16 protein-coding genes and 1 riboswitch are annotated in these 14167 nt (G+C 63.8%); of the genes, 7 read left to right on the forward strand and 9 right to left on the reverse strand.

Annotated features, from left to right (window positions below; genetic code table 11):
* Nucleotides 1-10 precede the first annotated feature (10 nt).
* Both HHL21_RS00885 and HHL21_RS00890 read right to left on the reverse strand, forming a co-directional pair.
* Nucleotides 11-1669, reverse strand: coding sequence for an alpha/beta hydrolase family protein (locus HHL21_RS00885; protein ID WP_169463388.1), 1659 nt, complete (start codon nucleotides 1667-1669; stop codon nucleotides 11-13).
* Complete coding sequence (locus HHL21_RS00890) at nucleotides 1653-1874, reverse strand: hypothetical protein (RefSeq protein ID WP_169463389.1); 222 nt, start codon at nucleotides 1872-1874, stop codon at nucleotides 1653-1655. Before HHL21_RS00890 ends, HHL21_RS00885 begins: the two co-directional genes overlap by 17 nt.
* A gap of 257 nt (nucleotides 1875-2131) precedes the next feature.
* Here HHL21_RS00890 and pnuC point away from each other — a divergent pair, with 257 nt between their 5' ends.
* Together pnuC and HHL21_RS00900 are read left to right on the forward strand one after the other, a co-directional pair.
* The gene (pnuC, locus tag HHL21_RS00895) at nucleotides 2132-2734 is read left to right on the forward strand and encodes a nicotinamide riboside transporter PnuC (RefSeq protein ID WP_169463390.1); all 603 of its coding nucleotides are present in this window, start codon (nucleotides 2132-2134) and stop codon (nucleotides 2732-2734) included.
* The gene (locus HHL21_RS00900; protein WP_169463391.1) at nucleotides 2731-3252 is read left to right on the forward strand and encodes an AAA family ATPase; all 522 of its coding nucleotides are present in this window, start codon (nucleotides 2731-2733) and stop codon (nucleotides 3250-3252) included. The genes pnuC and HHL21_RS00900 overlap by 4 nt, the downstream gene beginning before the upstream one ends.
* Before the next feature lie 48 nt (nucleotides 3253-3300).
* On the opposite strand, the gene HHL21_RS00905 is transcribed toward HHL21_RS00900, so the two are convergent.
* The 4 genes from HHL21_RS00905 to HHL21_RS00920 form a co-directional block, all read right to left on the reverse strand.
* The gene (locus HHL21_RS00905; RefSeq protein ID WP_169463392.1) at nucleotides 3301-5421 is read right to left on the reverse strand and encodes a TonB-dependent siderophore receptor; all 2121 of its coding nucleotides are present in this window, start codon (nucleotides 5419-5421) and stop codon (nucleotides 3301-3303) included.
* An 80-nt stretch (nucleotides 5422-5501) separates the two neighbouring features.
* A riboswitch (TPP riboswitch) is annotated at nucleotides 5502-5600 on the reverse strand.
* Nucleotides 5601-5642: 42 nt separating this feature from the next.
* A complete protein-coding gene (locus tag HHL21_RS00910; protein WP_169463393.1) occupies nucleotides 5643-6800 on the reverse strand; it encodes an iron-containing alcohol dehydrogenase in 1158 nt (385 codons plus the stop codon).
* 60 nt (nucleotides 6801-6860) lie between these two features.
* Complete coding sequence (locus HHL21_RS00915) at nucleotides 6861-7475, reverse strand: hypothetical protein (protein WP_169463394.1); 615 nt, start codon at nucleotides 7473-7475, stop codon at nucleotides 6861-6863.
* A 9-nt stretch (nucleotides 7476-7484) separates the two neighbouring features.
* Nucleotides 7485-8012: an SRPBCC family protein gene (locus tag HHL21_RS00920; RefSeq protein WP_169463395.1), complete on the reverse strand. Its 528-nt coding sequence runs from the start codon at nucleotides 8010-8012 to the stop codon at nucleotides 7485-7487.
* A gap of 109 nt (nucleotides 8013-8121) precedes the next feature.
* On the opposite strand from HHL21_RS00920, the gene HHL21_RS00925 reads away from it, so the two are divergent.
* The gene (locus HHL21_RS00925; RefSeq protein ID WP_206085492.1) at nucleotides 8122-8841 is read left to right on the forward strand and encodes a glutathione S-transferase; all 720 of its coding nucleotides are present in this window, start codon (nucleotides 8122-8124) and stop codon (nucleotides 8839-8841) included.
* Here HHL21_RS00925 and HHL21_RS00930 read toward each other — a convergent pair.
* Nucleotides 8838-10043, reverse strand: a complete 1206-nt coding sequence (locus HHL21_RS00930) for an MFS transporter (RefSeq protein WP_169463396.1) — start codon at nucleotides 10041-10043, stop codon at nucleotides 8838-8840. The genes HHL21_RS00925 and HHL21_RS00930 overlap by 4 nt on opposite strands.
* A gap of 101 nt (nucleotides 10044-10144) precedes the next feature.
* Between HHL21_RS00930 and HHL21_RS00935 the strand changes: the two genes are divergently transcribed.
* From HHL21_RS00935 to HHL21_RS00950, 4 genes are all read left to right on the forward strand, one after another.
* Nucleotides 10145-11059, forward strand: coding sequence for a LysR substrate-binding domain-containing protein (locus tag HHL21_RS00935; protein ID WP_169463397.1), 915 nt, complete (start codon nucleotides 10145-10147; stop codon nucleotides 11057-11059).
* A gap of 161 nt (nucleotides 11060-11220) precedes the next feature.
* Nucleotides 11221-11850, forward strand: coding sequence for a hypothetical protein (locus tag HHL21_RS00940; RefSeq protein ID WP_169463398.1), 630 nt, complete (start codon nucleotides 11221-11223; stop codon nucleotides 11848-11850).
* 68 nt (nucleotides 11851-11918) lie between these two features.
* Nucleotides 11919-12242 carry a thioredoxin family protein gene (locus tag HHL21_RS00945; protein WP_169463399.1) on the forward strand — a complete coding sequence of 108 codons (324 nt, stop codon included), beginning with the start codon at nucleotides 11919-11921 and terminating at the stop codon, nucleotides 12240-12242.
* A 61-nt stretch (nucleotides 12243-12303) separates the two neighbouring features.
* Nucleotides 12304-12843 (forward strand): hypothetical protein, encoded by a 540-nt coding sequence (locus HHL21_RS00950; RefSeq protein ID WP_169463400.1) that lies wholly within the window; start codon nucleotides 12304-12306, stop codon nucleotides 12841-12843.
* Here the strand turns inward: HHL21_RS00950 and HHL21_RS00955 are convergent.
* Both HHL21_RS00955 and HHL21_RS00960 read right to left on the reverse strand, forming a co-directional pair.
* Nucleotides 12840-13220: a RidA family protein gene (locus tag HHL21_RS00955; protein WP_169463401.1), complete on the reverse strand. Its 381-nt coding sequence runs from the start codon at nucleotides 13218-13220 to the stop codon at nucleotides 12840-12842. The two genes, HHL21_RS00950 and HHL21_RS00955, sit on opposite strands and share 4 nt — an antisense overlap.
* On the reverse strand, nucleotides 13217-14167 hold the full coding sequence (locus HHL21_RS00960; RefSeq protein ID WP_169463402.1) for a threo-3-hydroxy-L-aspartate ammonia-lyase: 951 nt from the start codon (nucleotides 14165-14167) through the stop codon (nucleotides 13217-13219). The genes HHL21_RS00955 and HHL21_RS00960 overlap by 4 nt, the downstream gene beginning before the upstream one ends.

Raw genomic sequence — 14167 nt, forward strand, 5'->3', positions numbered from 1 at the left:
TTTGTTTCGCTTATTTGCCGATGTGCTTCGCCAGGAAGGCTTCCAGCTTCTCGAAGAACACCTTGCGGTTTTCGCTGTCGTAGAAGCCGTGACCCTCGTTGTCGATCACCAGCCATTCCGGCGGCCGGCCGGCTCTCACAAGCGCGTCGCGCATCATCTCTGCCTGGTCGAGCTGCGTCCTCTTATCCTTTTTGCCGTGGGCGAGCATGACAGGGATGTTGATCTTGTCGGCTTGCTGTGCAGGCGAATGGCGCGCCAGCAGGGCCGGGTCGTCGCCCATCGTTTTGATGACATAGTTTTTCGCCTGCTTGTCACCCACGAAGCTGTCTTGCTTGTACCGGCTCGGCAGGTCGTAAAGCCCGGCGATACCCACCGTACACTTGAACATGCCTGGTTCGCGAACTGGCAGCATCAGGGCGGAGTAGGCGCCGAAGCTTCCGCCGTACACGCACACGCGGTTCCCGTCGATGTCGGGTCGTGCCGAAGCCCATTTGACGCCGTCAATCAGGTCGTCCATGATCTTGCCGCCCCACTCGCGGTAGCCTGCTTCCTGGAATCTGATACTGCGCCCGCTCGAGCCGCGGAAGTTTACCTGAAGTACCGCATAGCCCCGGCTGGCCAGGAACTGTGCTTCGGTATCGAAGTACCAATTGTCCTTAAGGCCGAACGGTCCGCCGTGCGGCATCAGCACCAGTGGCAGTTTCTTGCCTGCGTCGACCTTCGGGAGTGTCAGGTAGCCGGTCATGTCCAGGCCGTCGCGCGCTGCGAAAGCGATAGGCAGGCGCGGCGCCATCAGGGCCGGATCGATCTTTTCCATATTCGAGAACAGCAGGTCCGCCTTGCCGGTCTTCCGGTCGAACAGGTAGAACGAGCCCGGATCGCGGTCGCTGCGCACCGCAAACAGCAGCGTTTGGCCGTTGTCGGAAAAGTTAATGAAGTCGACGACTGACCCGGGGAAGCCCGCGCTCAAGGTCTTGTGTAACAGGGCATCGGGCGATGTGTTGTCGAGATAAATCGGCGTCGGGATTCCAACCGCTTTCGCGACGGCGAACGGCATGCGCGGCGCTGCGCTGAACTGGAGGTCATCGATGCTGGCCAACGGGTCTTGCGCAAGGACGGTTCGCGTTCCAGTCGCCATGTCTTCGCGAACGATCATGTACGGTCCGTCGTCGACGGCGTGGGATGCCAGGACAGCGGTACTGTCGGGCGTGAAGGCGAAGGGATTGAAGCGGGAACCGAGCGTCGCCGGATCGAGCTTTTTCCACTCGCCGCTGGAATCATCATGGCGGAATAGTACCGGTTCGGCCTGTTCGTCATAGCCGTAGGCGAAACGGGGTTTGTCGCTCTTATCGCTGAGGAACCCCATATCCTTCATCGGAATGTCCGCCAGCAGCTTACGTATGGCGTTGACGGTATTGATGTCGTACAGCATGCTGCGATTGCCCTCGAACAGATGCGCGCTGACCTGCACGTGGCCATCACGGGCCCGGGGTATATGGTTGATCTCGCCGTAGCCGTAGTCGTTTCCATAGCGCTCACCCCGGCTGGATTGCGCGCGGGCCTTGTAACCGTACAGGTATTGCTGGTTGGTGCCGTCCAAGTCAAGCGCCACCAGTTCGCCGGTCGGTACGGGCTGTTCCCTGGTGCCGATCTCAAGGCCTTTCAGCAACACCAGTCGCCTGTTCGTCAGCCATGAAAAGCCCAGCGGAATTGCGAAACCCTGAAGCGCAACCCGACTGACCGGTTCGAGCGAAGGCAGCTTGAATACAGTCATCGTCGGAATTTTGCGGGCCGTTGCGCATGATCCGCACATTGATCGCGATGTGCTGGCCGTCCGGCGACAAGCGCGGCTGGCTGTAGGTCTCTTCCTCCACGAAGGCTTCGATCGGGACTAAGGCCGGAGCTGCGGCCCAGGTTTGGTGTCCTACCAGTGCTGTGCAGCACGCGAGGGCAACCGAATTTTCATAGATCACTCCAGGAATATATGTACATTCGATGCTACCGATAATCACTTATGCAAAGTAGGTATTTGAGGTCTTGCCTCGCCGTGCACTGACGGGGGATAATCCCCACCGCCCAGTTGCTTAATCGTATGCAACACTGAACGGGCTTGCCACCTTACCCACCCCTGATGAACGATTCGATCCCCTTGCTCGGTTTTGCCACCACGCCGCTTGAACTGATTTCCTTCGTACTCGCCGTTATCACCGTGGTGCTGAATATCCGCCAGACCCACTGGGCCTGGCTGTTTTCAATCCTGTCCTCGGCCACATATGGCGTGGTGTTCTTCGGCGCGCGGCTGTACGGCGACATGGCTTTGCAGCTGGTGTTCATCGCGGTGTCGGTGTGGGGCTGGTACCAGTGGCTGTATGGCGGCGCGCGCCACGATGTGCTGAAGGTGTCGCATCTCGACAAGCGCGGCAAGCTGTATTCGCTTGGCGCATGGCTGCTTGGCTTCGTGCTGATCGCGCTGTTCCTGCGCACCTGGACCAACACGGACGTGCCGCACATCGATGGCTTCCTGACGGCCGGCAGCCTGGTCGGGCAATTGCTCCTGTCGCGCAAGAAGGTCGAGAACTGGCACGTCTGGATCGCGGTGGACGTGCTGTACGTCGGGCTGTATGTTTACAAGGGCCTGATACTGACGGCGATTCTTTACGCGGTATTCGTCGTGCTGGCATGGATCGGGCTGCGCACCTGGAGCAGGCTTGCGCAACAGGAGGTGAAAGCATGAAGGGCGTTCTGCGCGTAGCGATTCTCGGCGCCGAATCGTCTGGAAAATCGACGCTGGCCGCGGCGCTGGCCACGCACTTCGGCACCCTCTGGGTGCCTGAATACCTGCGCGAATTCGTCGACACGAAGGGCCGGGTCCCGCAGGAGCACGAGCAGTACGATATCGCGCGCACTCAGCGCGAGCGTGAGCACACTGCCGCGCAGCAGGCGAAGCGCTTCCTGTTTTGCGACACCACGCCTTTAATGACGGCGATCTACAGCCGTCATTACTGGGGGCGGGTGGATGAGGAGCTGGGCGACCTGGAACTGGCGCACGACTACGCGTTCACGCTGGTGACCGCGCCCGACAGCCCGTGGGTGCCGGATGGCTTGCAGCGCGAATCGGAAGCGGTGCGGCAGGCGGTACATGAAGAAGTGGTGCAGACGCTCGACGAGCGCGCGATCCGCTTTATGCTCGTAACCGGCAGCTTGCCCGAGCGCGTTCTTCAGGTCGACCGGTTCCTGAAGGTCGCGGGATAGCGCAAAAGCGGCGGATAAGGGCTTGCCCGCATCCGCCGAATCAGCCGATCAGAAGTCGAACTGCGCCGACATCCGGAACGTACGCGGCGCGCCCGGCAGCAGGTAGCCGCCCAGCGCCGGCGTCACATCGCGCCAGTAGAACTTGTCGGTGACGTTCTGCACACCAGCGCGCAGCGTGGTCCTCGTACCCATCATGCGCGTTTCATACGCAGCACCCAGGTCAAGCGTGTGATATCCCGGCACGAAGGTGCGGTTATCGACATCGAATGCCTTGCGCCCCGCGTACTGCCACACGCCGTTGACCTTCAGGCCCTCGACACCCGGTACCGCGTACTCCAGCCACGCAGTCGATTTAAATTTCGGCACATTGGTCACGCGTTTGCCGTCCATGCTCGCTTGGCCGGTAGCCGACTGCTCGGTATCGAGCGCCGCAAGCGACACGGAATATTGCACGTTGCCGCTCGCCTTGCCATGCACGCCAAGTTCCACGCCGCGATGCTGCGCCTCGCCGGCACGCACGTAGGTGGCGCTGCCGTCCGCATTCGCCTGCGTGAACTCCAGCCCCTTGGTCACCTGGAACAGCGCCGCCGACACGTTGACCCTGCTGTTTACCGCACCCTTGACGCCGAACTCCAGCTGCTTCGAGCGGCTAGGGTCGAGCGCGCGGTTGGCGTTGGTGGTCTCGATCGGCGCCACGGCGCCGTGCTCGAGGCCATGCGCCATCGAGCCGTACACGGTCCAGTCCTGGGTCGGGTTGTAGACCAGCGAGACATTCGGCAGCGTGAAACTGGTGTCGCTCGGCTCAATGCCGAACTCGGTGCGCTTGACCTGCACATGGCGCAGGCCGGCGTGCAGCTTGAACTTCTGCGACAGCGTCAGGATGTCCTGCGCGAACACGGAACGCTCGTTTTCCTTGCGGCGCTCGAATACCGGGCCGGTGGTCGGATTGCCCGGCGCCGGCGGCACGATCGCGTTCTGGTAGATGTTGGACGAACCCGCGTAGTCGTACACATAGTCGCCGAAACGGTCGCTGCGACGGAACAGCGAACTGCCCAAGGTCAGATCATGGCTAATCGCGCCGGTCGTGAACTTGCCCTGCAAGAGCGCCTGTGCGCTGAACGGGGACTTCGATTCGCCCTCGCTCTGGTAATCGTACACGTCGTAGTCGCCGTTGGAGCAGTAGCCCGGATAGAAACCGTCGCCCTCATTGCTGCACCCGTAAGGGAAGGCGGTGTAGTCGTCGCGCTGGAACTTGTGCTTGTTCATCGCGATGCTGGCGCGCCAGTCGTTCTCGAACAGGTATTCGAAGCGCAGGCCGACGTTCGAGCTCTTGGTCTCGACCGGCTTGGTCCACGGCTGCGCGTTGAGCAGCGTCTTGGCCGACACGCCGGTCGGCAGCACTTCATTGCGGATCAGCTGGTAGCCAGGTGCGGTGATCTGCGACTTGTACTGGTAGTCCATGTCGAGCTGTAGTAGCGCTTGCGGCGTAAGGCGCCAGTCGAAGGCGCCCGAGATGAATTCGCGCTCGCCATCCGCGCCCTTGACGTACGATCGAATGCGCTCACCGGCCGCGTTGATGCGGTAGCCAAAGCGCTTGTCGTCCGAACGGCCGCCCAGGTCGACCGCGCCATACACCGTGCCGCGTTCCTTCACTTCGACCGTGGCCGAACGCAGCGGGATATTGGTCGGGCGCTTGGTTACGTAGTTGACGATGCCGCCGGGCGCGGCCACGCCAGCCTGCAGGCCCGCGAGGCCCTTGAGCACTTCGATGCGCTCCTTGTTCTCGAGCGGGATCGGGGCGTCCGCGGGAATCGCCATGCCGTCCTTGCGGTAGCTGGAGGTGTTGTCGAGCGCGAAACCGCGAATCGAGAACTGCTCGGCGTAGCCAACCGCGTTGTAAGAGTCGCTGATGCTGGCGTCGAATTTCGCCGCGTCGGTGGTGGTGCGGATGCCGAGATCCTGCATCTGTTCGCGGCTGATCGATGTGATCGATGCAGGCGTGTACAGCAGCGGCGCATCGGAGAAGCCGCCGATGGCGGCGCGGTCGGTAACGACCGACCGGCCAGTGATGACGACCTCGGTCATGGCCTCTTGCGCGTGGGCGGAAATGGCGAATGCCTGCAGTAGCGCTAGCGCGATCGCAGATTGCTTCAGGTTTGGTGTCGACATGAGTGTGCTCGTTTTACGCGCCGCAAATGCTGCGCGAAGCTTTAAAAAGCCGGAGCCAACGGGGGGAGCAAACAAAGGAGGGAAAAGACTTTGCGCTTTCCTTCGCTGGCATTATCCAGATCAGGTACGAAGGGTATCTCTCACCCGGAACTCGCGTTCCAGGACCCCTAGCGAATGTCGATTTTATCACGAACAGGCTGCTCGCGAAAACAGTACTCCCGTTACAGGCTCATTTCCAGCACCCTGCGCGACACCTCGATGGTGACGTCGCGGTGTTCGCCCAGCTTTGTCATGCGGTGCGATTCCAGCGCCTTGATGACCGGCTCGACGCAGTCGGCGCCGAGGCCGTAATCGGCAAGGCGGGTGCCCACGCCCATCTGTGCGAAGAACCGTTCGGTGCGCGCGATGGCCGCTTCGATGCGGGTGTCCTCGTCGCCGCCCGTCAGGCCCCATACGCGCTCGGCGTACTGCAGCAGCTTGGTGCGCTTCTCTTCACGGCGTGCGCGCAGCATGTTCGGCAGGATGATCGCCAGTGTCTGCGCGTGGTCGAGGTTGTACAGCGCGGTCAGCTCGTGGCCGACCATGTGGGTGGCCCAGTCCTGCGGAACGCCGACGCCGATCAGGCCGTTCAGGGCGAGGGTGGCGCACCACATCACATTGGCGCGCACATCGTAGTCTTCAGGGTCGGACAGCGCCTTCGGGCCTTCTTCGACCAGTGTCAGCAGAAGGCCTTCGGCAAAGCGGTCCTGCACTTTGGCGTTGACCGGGTAGGTGAGGTACTGCTCCATGATGTGCGCGAACGCGTCGACCACGCCGTTGCCGACCTGGCGCACCGGCAGCGTAAAGGTCTTGGCCGGGTCGAGGATGGAGAACTGCGGGAACACCTTGCGGCTCATGAACGAGCGTTTTTCCTGGGTCGACTTGCGCGTCACGACGCCGCCGCTGTTCATCTCGGAACCGGTGGCCGGCAGTGTCAGCACGGTGCCGAACGGCAGGGCGTCGACGATGTTCGCGCTGCGCTTGTCGAAGATCGACCATGGGTCTTCATCGAGCAGGGCGCCGGCGGCCACGAACTTGGTGCCGTCGATAACCGAGCCGCCGCCGACAGCGAGCAGGAAGTCGATTTTTTCGGACTTGACCTGTTCGATGGCGCGCATCAGCGTTTCGTAGCTCGGGTTCGGCTCAATGCCGCCGAATTCGGTGACGCTGTGGCCGGCCAGCGCCGCCATCACTTCGTCGTACACGCCGTTCTGGCGGATGCTGCCGCCGCCGTAGAGCATCATCACGCGCGCACCAGTTGGCACCAGCGTCGACAGCGATGCGATCTGGCCCTGGCCGAACAGGATACGGGTGGGATTGTAGAAGTCGAAGTTAAGCAAGGTACACCTCAATTGAGCGATAGATCAGCCTTCGATTATCGCCGAATGCGGTTTTTCCTGCTATTTCATGCGGCATTTGCCGGTGGCGATCGCCTTGGCGAAGAAGGGCAGCCCAAGCACGCCGGTTAGTCCAATCGTCACCCCGGCGATCTTGATTGACGGCGGCGCATGTTTCATCGCGTCGGCGCGATAGCAGTAGGGGACCGCTGCGCCGCCCACGTCGGCGGCAAACTGTTCGTACTGGGTTGGTCCGGGACCGGACTTGACGAATTTTTGCGTGTCTTCGAGGGCTTTGCGTTCGGCAATGGCGACCTTGATCGCCTTGCCCATCACGGCTTTGTCGAAGGACTGCGCCGTTGCGCTGTCGGCTTTTTCGAAAGGATCGGCGGTGTCGGACGCGAGAATCACTTCGGCGCCTGGCGCCGGCTCGGTGGCCGCGATCGGGATCCTGGCGACGGGCTTCGCGCGCGCCGTACGTTGCCGGACCGGCCCGGCCGGCGCCGGCAACGCGGCCATCTCGCTGGCCGGAACCGGCCACACCAGCGCAATGCGTGACGGATCCGGCGTATCGATGATGCGGGGCCGCGCCTGCCACACGAACATCGCGATGAACGCAGCGTTCAGGCAAAGCGCGAGCAGCAGGCCGGTGACGCGCTGGCGCGCCTGATGCGGCATGGCCGTCGCTTACTTCTCGGCCACCGCCTTCAGCTGGGCCAGGCCCTTTTCGAAGTCCTTGCCGATCATCTTGTCCATGCTGCTGAAGACGCTCATGATCTTCGTGATGAGCTGCATCGGGCCGGTCATGGTCCAGTTGACGGTCGTGGTCTCGCCCTGCGGCACCAGCGTGAATTCGGTGACGTTGGTCGAGGCGATCGGCTCGACGAACTCGAGTTTGATGGTAACCTTTGACGGCGGCTCGTGCCCGGTGATCTCCATGCGGCCACGGCCTACGTCGCTATTGCCCGTCCACGTGTAGACCGCGCCAGTGCCGCTGGCCGGACCGCTGAAGCCTCGCTGCATGTTCGGGTCGAGCATTTCCCACGGCGACCAGCTCTGCCAGTTATGGAAGTCGGCCACCAGCGGCATGATTTTCTCTGGCGGCGCTTTGATCGTGGTGCTGCGAGTGACGGTAAATGTGTCCGGTTGCATCATGGCCATGCCGAAGATCACGGCCACGATGACGATGATGGCGATGGAGATTTTTTTTAGCATTTTTTCCCTCTGTCGTTTTGAATATTGGCGGAACGCCTGGGCGAAAGAGTAGCATGATTGTCTATGCAAGTTGGCACAAATTTCGGTCTTCACAGGAGGGGAAATTGGCATGGAATACCAACTGTTCTACTGGCCTTCGATACAAGGGCGGGGCGAGTTTGTACGCCTTGCGCTGGAGGAGGCTGGCGTAGCCTACCTTGACGTGGCGCGCACCAAAGGGGGCATGGAGAATATGCTTGCTGCGCTCAAGGCGGATGCCCATCCTTCGTTGGCACCGCCGTTCCTGAAGGCCGGCGACGAGACAATTGGGCAGACCGCGAACATCCTGTTGTTCCTCGGCGCGCGCCATGGCCTGGCGCCGCGCCGGGCGCAGGGCCGCCTGTGGGCGCACCAGCTCCAGCTCACCATTGCGGACCTGGTCAGCGAAGTACACGACACGCACCATCCCGTCGGAATCGCGCTGTATTACGAAGACCAGAAGAAGGAAGCGAAGCGACGCGCGGAGGAATTCATCGCCAGCCGGGTACCGAAATTTTTCGGCTACTTTGAACGGATGCTGACGCGCCCCGAACATCGCGGCGTCTACCTGCTCGGCGCGCGCCTGTCCTATGTCGACCTTTCGATGTTCCAGATGATCGAAGGCTTGCGCTATGCATTTCCGAACGCGATGGCGCGCCTCGAACCTGGCTATCCGGGGCTGCACAAACTGCATGCGCATGTGGCGGCGCGGGCGAACATCGCCCGCTATCTCGCGTCGCCGCGCCGCATTCCCTTCAACGAAGAGGGCATCTTCCGCCACTACCCGGAACTGGACGAACCGGCCGCTTAGTGCGCCACCGCGGCGCGCGGCCCGATCACCTTTGCACTGATGCCGTCGCGACGGTCCAGCCAGCCGGCCAGCGTGGTCAGGCCGAGCGCGCCGACGACAACCAGGGCTCCGATCCATGGCGTCGCCATCAGCCCAAGATGGGTGACGATCAAGCCGCCGCCCCACGCGCCGATTGCGATGCCGACGTTGAAGGCCGCGATGTTGAGGCCCGACGCGACGTCCACGGCATGCGGGGCGTCACGCTCGGCGCGCTGGACCACATAGACCTGCAGGCCGGGCACATTACCGAATGCGACAGCACCCCATGCCAGCACGGTGGCGACCACCAGCCATGGATTCGCGGCGGTGAAGGTCAGCACCAGCAGCACCAGCGCCAGCAGCGCGAAGACCACCTGCAGCGCGCGGATCGGGCCATGCTTGTCGGCCAGCTTGCCGCCCCAGATATTCCCAGCCGCGACCGAGACGCCGTACACCAGCATCACCAGGCCGACGCTCGATGGCGCGAAGCCGGCGACCTCCTGCAGGATCGGCGCAAGGTAGGTGAAAGCGATGAACGAACCGCCGTAGCCCAGCGCCGTGATGGCGTACACCAGCAGCAGGCGCGGCTTTTTCAGCACCGCCAGCTGCGCCATCACGCTCGATGGCTTGCTGTTCGGGATAGTCGACGGCACCAGCAGCCAGCTGCCGGCGATGGCGACCACGCCCAGCAGCGACACGGCGAGGAAGGTGGCTTGCCAGCCGAAGGTCTGGCCGATGAAGGTGCCAAGCGGGACGCCCGTCACCAGCGCCACGGTCAGCCCGGTAAACATCAGCGCAATTGCGCTGGCCGCTTTTTCGCGCGCGACCAGGCCGGTGGCGATGGTCGAGCCGATCGAGAAGAACACGCCGTGCGCAAGGCCGGTCAAGACGCGCGCCGCCATCAGCGACTCGTAGTTGGGGGCCATCCATGCCAGCAGGTTCCCGGCGGTGAACAAGGCCATCAGCACAAGCAGCAGCTGCTTGCGCGGGATGCGGCCGGTGAGGGCGGTCAGTACCGGCGCGCCGACGGCGACGCCGAGCGCGTACAGGCTGACGAGCAGGCCGGCCGACGGCACGGTGACGCCCAGGCTGGCGGCGATGGTGGGGATCAGCCCGACGATGACGAATTCGGTGGTTCCGATGGCGAAGGCGCTGAGTGTCAGCGCCCAGAGTGCGAGTGGCATGTATTTCTCCTGGTAATACGTGAACGAGGGGGCAGTGTGACCGCATGCCAGGAAAGGAAAAATGGGTTGCCGTACAATATACTTTTGACTCGGAGTCACAAATGCTGAGTGTTGACGCGCTGATTGCCTTCGCCGCGGTGATAGATACGGGGTCGTTTTCCGCCGCGGCAGACCGGCTGCGGCAGACGCCATCGGGCGTCAGCAGGACCATTTCGCGCCTGGAAGCGCAGCTGGGAACGACGCTGATCCAGCGCACCACGCGCCGCCTCGACCTGACCGAAGAAGGCGAGTGGCTGCTGGATCGCGCGCGCAAGGTGATTGCGGACCTTGAGGACACCGAGGCGCAGGTCGCGGCGCGCCGTTCGCAGCCTTCGGGGCTGGTGCGGGTGAATGCCGCGACGCCGGCGCTCGATCACATGCTGGCGCCACTGGTGGCCGAGTTCCTCGATGCGCACCCGCTGATCCGGCTGGAACTGACAAGCGGCGAAACCGTCATCGACCTGATCGAGGAACGCGCCGACCTGGCGATCCGGATCGGGAACCTGGCCGATTCAACCCTGAACGCGCGCCAGCTGGGGCAAAGCCGGATCCGCCTGCTCGCCTCTCCGGACTACCTCGCCCGCCACGGTACGCCGGCCAGCGTGGAGCAGCTGTCTACGCACCGCTTGCTGGGCTTCACAGCGCCGGCGTCGCTGAATATCTGGCCACTGGTGCATGGCGGCGTGGAAGGCCTGCCGGTGGCGCCGGCCGTGACGGCGTCAAGCGGGGAGACGCTGCGCCACCTTGTGCTGGGCGGCGTCGGCATCGCGCGCCTGGCCGACTTCCTGACCATGAAGGATGTGCGCAGCGGGGCGCTGGTGCCGGTACTGGAGGACATGACGCTGGCATGGTCGGAGCCGGTGTGGGCGGTGTTCTACAAGCAGGGCGCGCTGGCGCCCCGGGTCGGCGCCCTGGTCGAGTTCCTGGCGCAGCGGCTTGGCGAGGTGCTGGATCCTGTGCAGCACTTACGGGAATAGGTATTAAGAAATAGCAACACTTTACACCTCGCCGCAGCGCTGCTTGTACGCAGCCGGGGTAAGCGGCATACTGGGCGCCCGACAAACCCCGACGGGCCCTGCGTGGCCCTCCATTGCGATCCATGCCTCCAGCCGCGCTAGTCCTCGCCCTCCTGTTTTCAATGCCCGCGCACGCGCAGGACGCGCAGCCGGAGCGGCGCGAGCCGACCGGGCAGGAAACGGCGTCGTTCACGGCCTTCTACCGCAGCACGCCCGCCCAACCGTCCGCAGCTGTTTTCGACATCGTCCGCAAATCGCGGAAGGATGCGTGGCGGGTTGAAGCGATCGTGGACGGGGCGCCGTACCGCGCCGCCGGTGCGCTGTGCCGCATGACGCAGCAGCGCTACGCCTACAACGCGCGCGCGGCAGCGGACCAGCGCTGGAGCATGGCGGCCGGGAAGCGTTTCGCATGGCTCGACCGTGCCACGTGCGGAAGGCCTGGCCGGCTGGTCGAACTCAAACAGCGCATCCCCGATGCCGACCTGGCGCCGCTGATCGGCCAGCATGGCGTGCTGCTGCTGCGCGCGCGCCTTCTGTTCGCCGGGAATACCAGTTGTGCGCCGCACCGTTCGCTGCGCTTCCGGCTCGCCGCCATCGATGTCAGCGCGCCGCCGCACGGCAGGGAAGAGCTGCATGCCCTCGTGTTCGACAGCGACCGTACGGCGCGCGCGCAGGTGTGGATCAAGAAGCGCGGCGCCGAACTGAATGCCTGGGATGTCGCCTGCAGCGACGCCACGCCTGCGGCCCGATAAGCCTTCGGTGCGCTGCCGGAGAAGCCCGCCATGGCATACTTGGACGACCAGCGTTGAAAGGAACCATCATGGGCACGGCATATGAAACCACGCAGCCGGAACGCAGTGCGATCGACGCGCTGCCCGGCACCGTCGCACTCGAATTCGGCACCGGCTGGTGCGGCTACTGCCGCGCGGCCGAGCAGCACATCACGTCAGCCCTGTCGGCCCATCCGGCGGTCCGGCATATCAAGGTGGAAGATGGTCCGGGACGTCCGCTTGGCCGTTCCTTCCGCGTCAAGCTGTGGCCGACCGTGGTCGTGATCAAGGACGGCAAGGAGGTGGCGCGGGTAGTGCGCCCGGACGACGCCAGCGAGGTGCGCCAGGCGATCGAGCAGGCGTCGAAGGAATAAGTCGTTGACACGCGGCGGGGCGCGGCCTATCTTGCTGCTCACTTTCACAGAAGGAGCAGCCATGAAATTCCTGGGAACCGCCGCCATACTGGGCGCACTTGCCGCCGTCGTTCCGGTCCATGCGCACGCCGAAGGCAAAGCCGATTTTTTCGCGCGGCTGACGTCGCTGTGCGGCGCCAGGTTTGAAGGCGCGTCCGTGTTCCCGCGCGAGGCCGGCGATGCATTCGCCGGAAAGAAGCTGGTTGCACATATCGCCACCTGCACGGCGGACGAGGTGAGGGTCCCATTCACCGTCGGGGCCGACCGTTCACGTACCTGGATCTTCACCAAATCCGCAGCGGGGCTCGAGCTCAAGCACGATCACCGCCACGCGGACGGCACCCCGGACGAGCAAACCATGTACGGCGGGATGGCGAACGACCAGGGAAGCGCCGACGTGCAGTCGTTCGAAGCGGACGCCTACACGGCCAAACTGATCCCGGCCGCGTCAACCAATGTATGGACAGTGACGCTGGCGCCGGATGGCAAGTCGATCTCGTATCACCTCGCGCGCGACGGCAAGCCGCGCTTCAAGGCCGAACTCGCGCGTACCGCGAACTAGGCGGGCGGCCGTGCCGCGACCATCTGCACCTCGACGCGGTAGCCGAAGTGCAGCTCAGGAACCGGCACCACCGCGCGCGCGGGCTTGTGCGCGCCAAACACGCGCGCATAGGTCTCGTTGAACTCCGGCCAGTTCGCGATCCCCACGATGTACACGGTGCACTGGACCACGTCGTGGAAACCGCATCCCGCCGCTTGTAGTATCTTTTCGCACTGTCCCAACACCGATTCGCACTGGTCCTGGAAAGTATCGACGGTCGGATCGACCACGCCCAGCTGCGGCAGCACGCCGGACAGGAAGACCAGCCCGTTGGCTTCCACGGCCTGCGAGTAGTGGCCTGCCGGCGCGGGCAGGCCGGGCGCCTGGATCAGCCTCATGCGACCAGGCGCGCAAATGCCGACAGGTCGACATTGCCGCCGCTGATGATGATGCCAACCCGCTTGCCTTCGACCGGCGCGGCGCCGTGCATCGCCGCCGCCGCGCCCAGGCAGCCGGTCGGCTCGACGATCATCTTCATGCGTTCTGCAAAAAACTTCATCGTGCTGACCAGCTGCGCATCGGACACCGTCACGATGTCGTCGACGTGGCGCTTGATCACCTCGAAGTTGTGGTCGCCCACGTGGGTGACCTTGGCGCCGTCGGCGATCGTGTCGGGCACGCCGATGCGGACGACTTCGCCCTTGCGCAGCGACTGCTGGCCGTCGTTGCCCAGTTCCGGCTCGACGCCGATCACCTTGCACGAAGGGGAGAGCGCCGCAGCCGCAAGCGCGCAACCTGCCAGCAGGCCGCCGCCGCCGAGGCAGACCAGCAGCACGTCGAGCTGGCCAACTTCCTCGAACAGTTCCTTGGCGGCCGTGCCCTGGCCGGAAATGACGTCAGGGTGGTCGTACGGCGGGATCAGGGTCATGCCGCGCTCTTGGGCGAGGCGCTGGCCGATCTCTTCGCGGTTTTCCTTGTAGCGGTCGTAGATGATCACTTCGCCGCCATAAGCCTTGGTGGCCTGGATCTTCAGTTCCGGCGCGTCGTGCGGCATCAGGATGGCCGAGCGGATGCCGAGCAGGCTGGCCGACAAGGCGATCGCCTGCGCGTGGTTGCCGGACGAGTAGGTCAGCACGCCGGCGCGGCGCTGGTCTTCGGTGAAGCGCGAGATGGCGTTGTAGGCGCCGCGGAACTTGAAGGCGCCCATGCGCTGGAAGTTCTCGCATTTGAAGAACAGCTGCGCGCCGGAGCGGTCATCGGCGGTACGCGAGGTCAGGACTGGAGTTCGGTGGGCTGCACCGCGGATGCGTTGTGCGGCTTGTTCGATGTCGGCGTAGGTGAGCAT

It is taken from the genome of Massilia polaris (assembly GCF_012927275.1).
Classification (GTDB): Bacteria; Pseudomonadota; Gammaproteobacteria; order Burkholderiales; family Burkholderiaceae_D; genus Telluria_A; species Telluria_A polaris.

What these genes read in the sequence shown, in the direction of transcription:
- pnuC (WP_169463390.1), top strand. Translation starts at nt 2,132, where the DNA reads ATGAACGATTCGATCCCCTTGCTCGGTTTTGCCACCACGCCGCTTGAA.
- HHL21_RS00905 (WP_169463392.1), bottom strand. Translation starts at nt 5,421, where the DNA reads ATGTCGACACCAAACCTGAAGCAATCTGCGATCGCGCTAGCGCTACTG.
- HHL21_RS00940 (WP_169463398.1), top strand. Translation starts at nt 11,221, where the DNA reads ATGCCCGCGCACGCGCAGGACGCGCAGCCGGAGCGGCGCGAGCCGACC.
- HHL21_RS00960 (WP_169463402.1), bottom strand. Translation starts at nt 14,167, where the DNA reads ATGCTCACCTACGCCGACATCGAACAAGCCGCACAACGCATCCGCGGT.
- HHL21_RS00950 (WP_169463400.1), top strand. Translation starts at nt 12,304, where the DNA reads ATGAAATTCCTGGGAACCGCCGCCATACTGGGCGCACTTGCCGCCGTC.
- HHL21_RS00900 (WP_169463391.1), top strand. Translation starts at nt 2,731, where the DNA reads ATGAAGGGCGTTCTGCGCGTAGCGATTCTCGGCGCCGAATCGTCTGGA.
- HHL21_RS00920 (WP_169463395.1), bottom strand. Translation starts at nt 8,012, where the DNA reads ATGCTAAAAAAAATCTCCATCGCCATCATCGTCATCGTGGCCGTGATC.
- HHL21_RS00945 (WP_169463399.1), top strand. Translation starts at nt 11,919, where the DNA reads ATGGGCACGGCATATGAAACCACGCAGCCGGAACGCAGTGCGATCGAC.
- HHL21_RS00955 (WP_169463401.1), bottom strand. Translation starts at nt 13,220, where the DNA reads ATGAGGCTGATCCAGGCGCCCGGCCTGCCCGCGCCGGCAGGCCACTAC.
- HHL21_RS00925 (WP_206085492.1), top strand. Translation starts at nt 8,122, where the DNA reads ATGGAATACCAACTGTTCTACTGGCCTTCGATACAAGGGCGGGGCGAG.
- HHL21_RS00935 (WP_169463397.1), top strand. Translation starts at nt 10,145, where the DNA reads ATGCTGAGTGTTGACGCGCTGATTGCCTTCGCCGCGGTGATAGATACG.
- HHL21_RS00930 (WP_169463396.1), bottom strand. Translation starts at nt 10,043, where the DNA reads ATGCCACTCGCACTCTGGGCGCTGACACTCAGCGCCTTCGCCATCGGA.
- HHL21_RS00915 (WP_169463394.1), bottom strand. Translation starts at nt 7,475, where the DNA reads ATGCCGCATCAGGCGCGCCAGCGCGTCACCGGCCTGCTGCTCGCGCTT.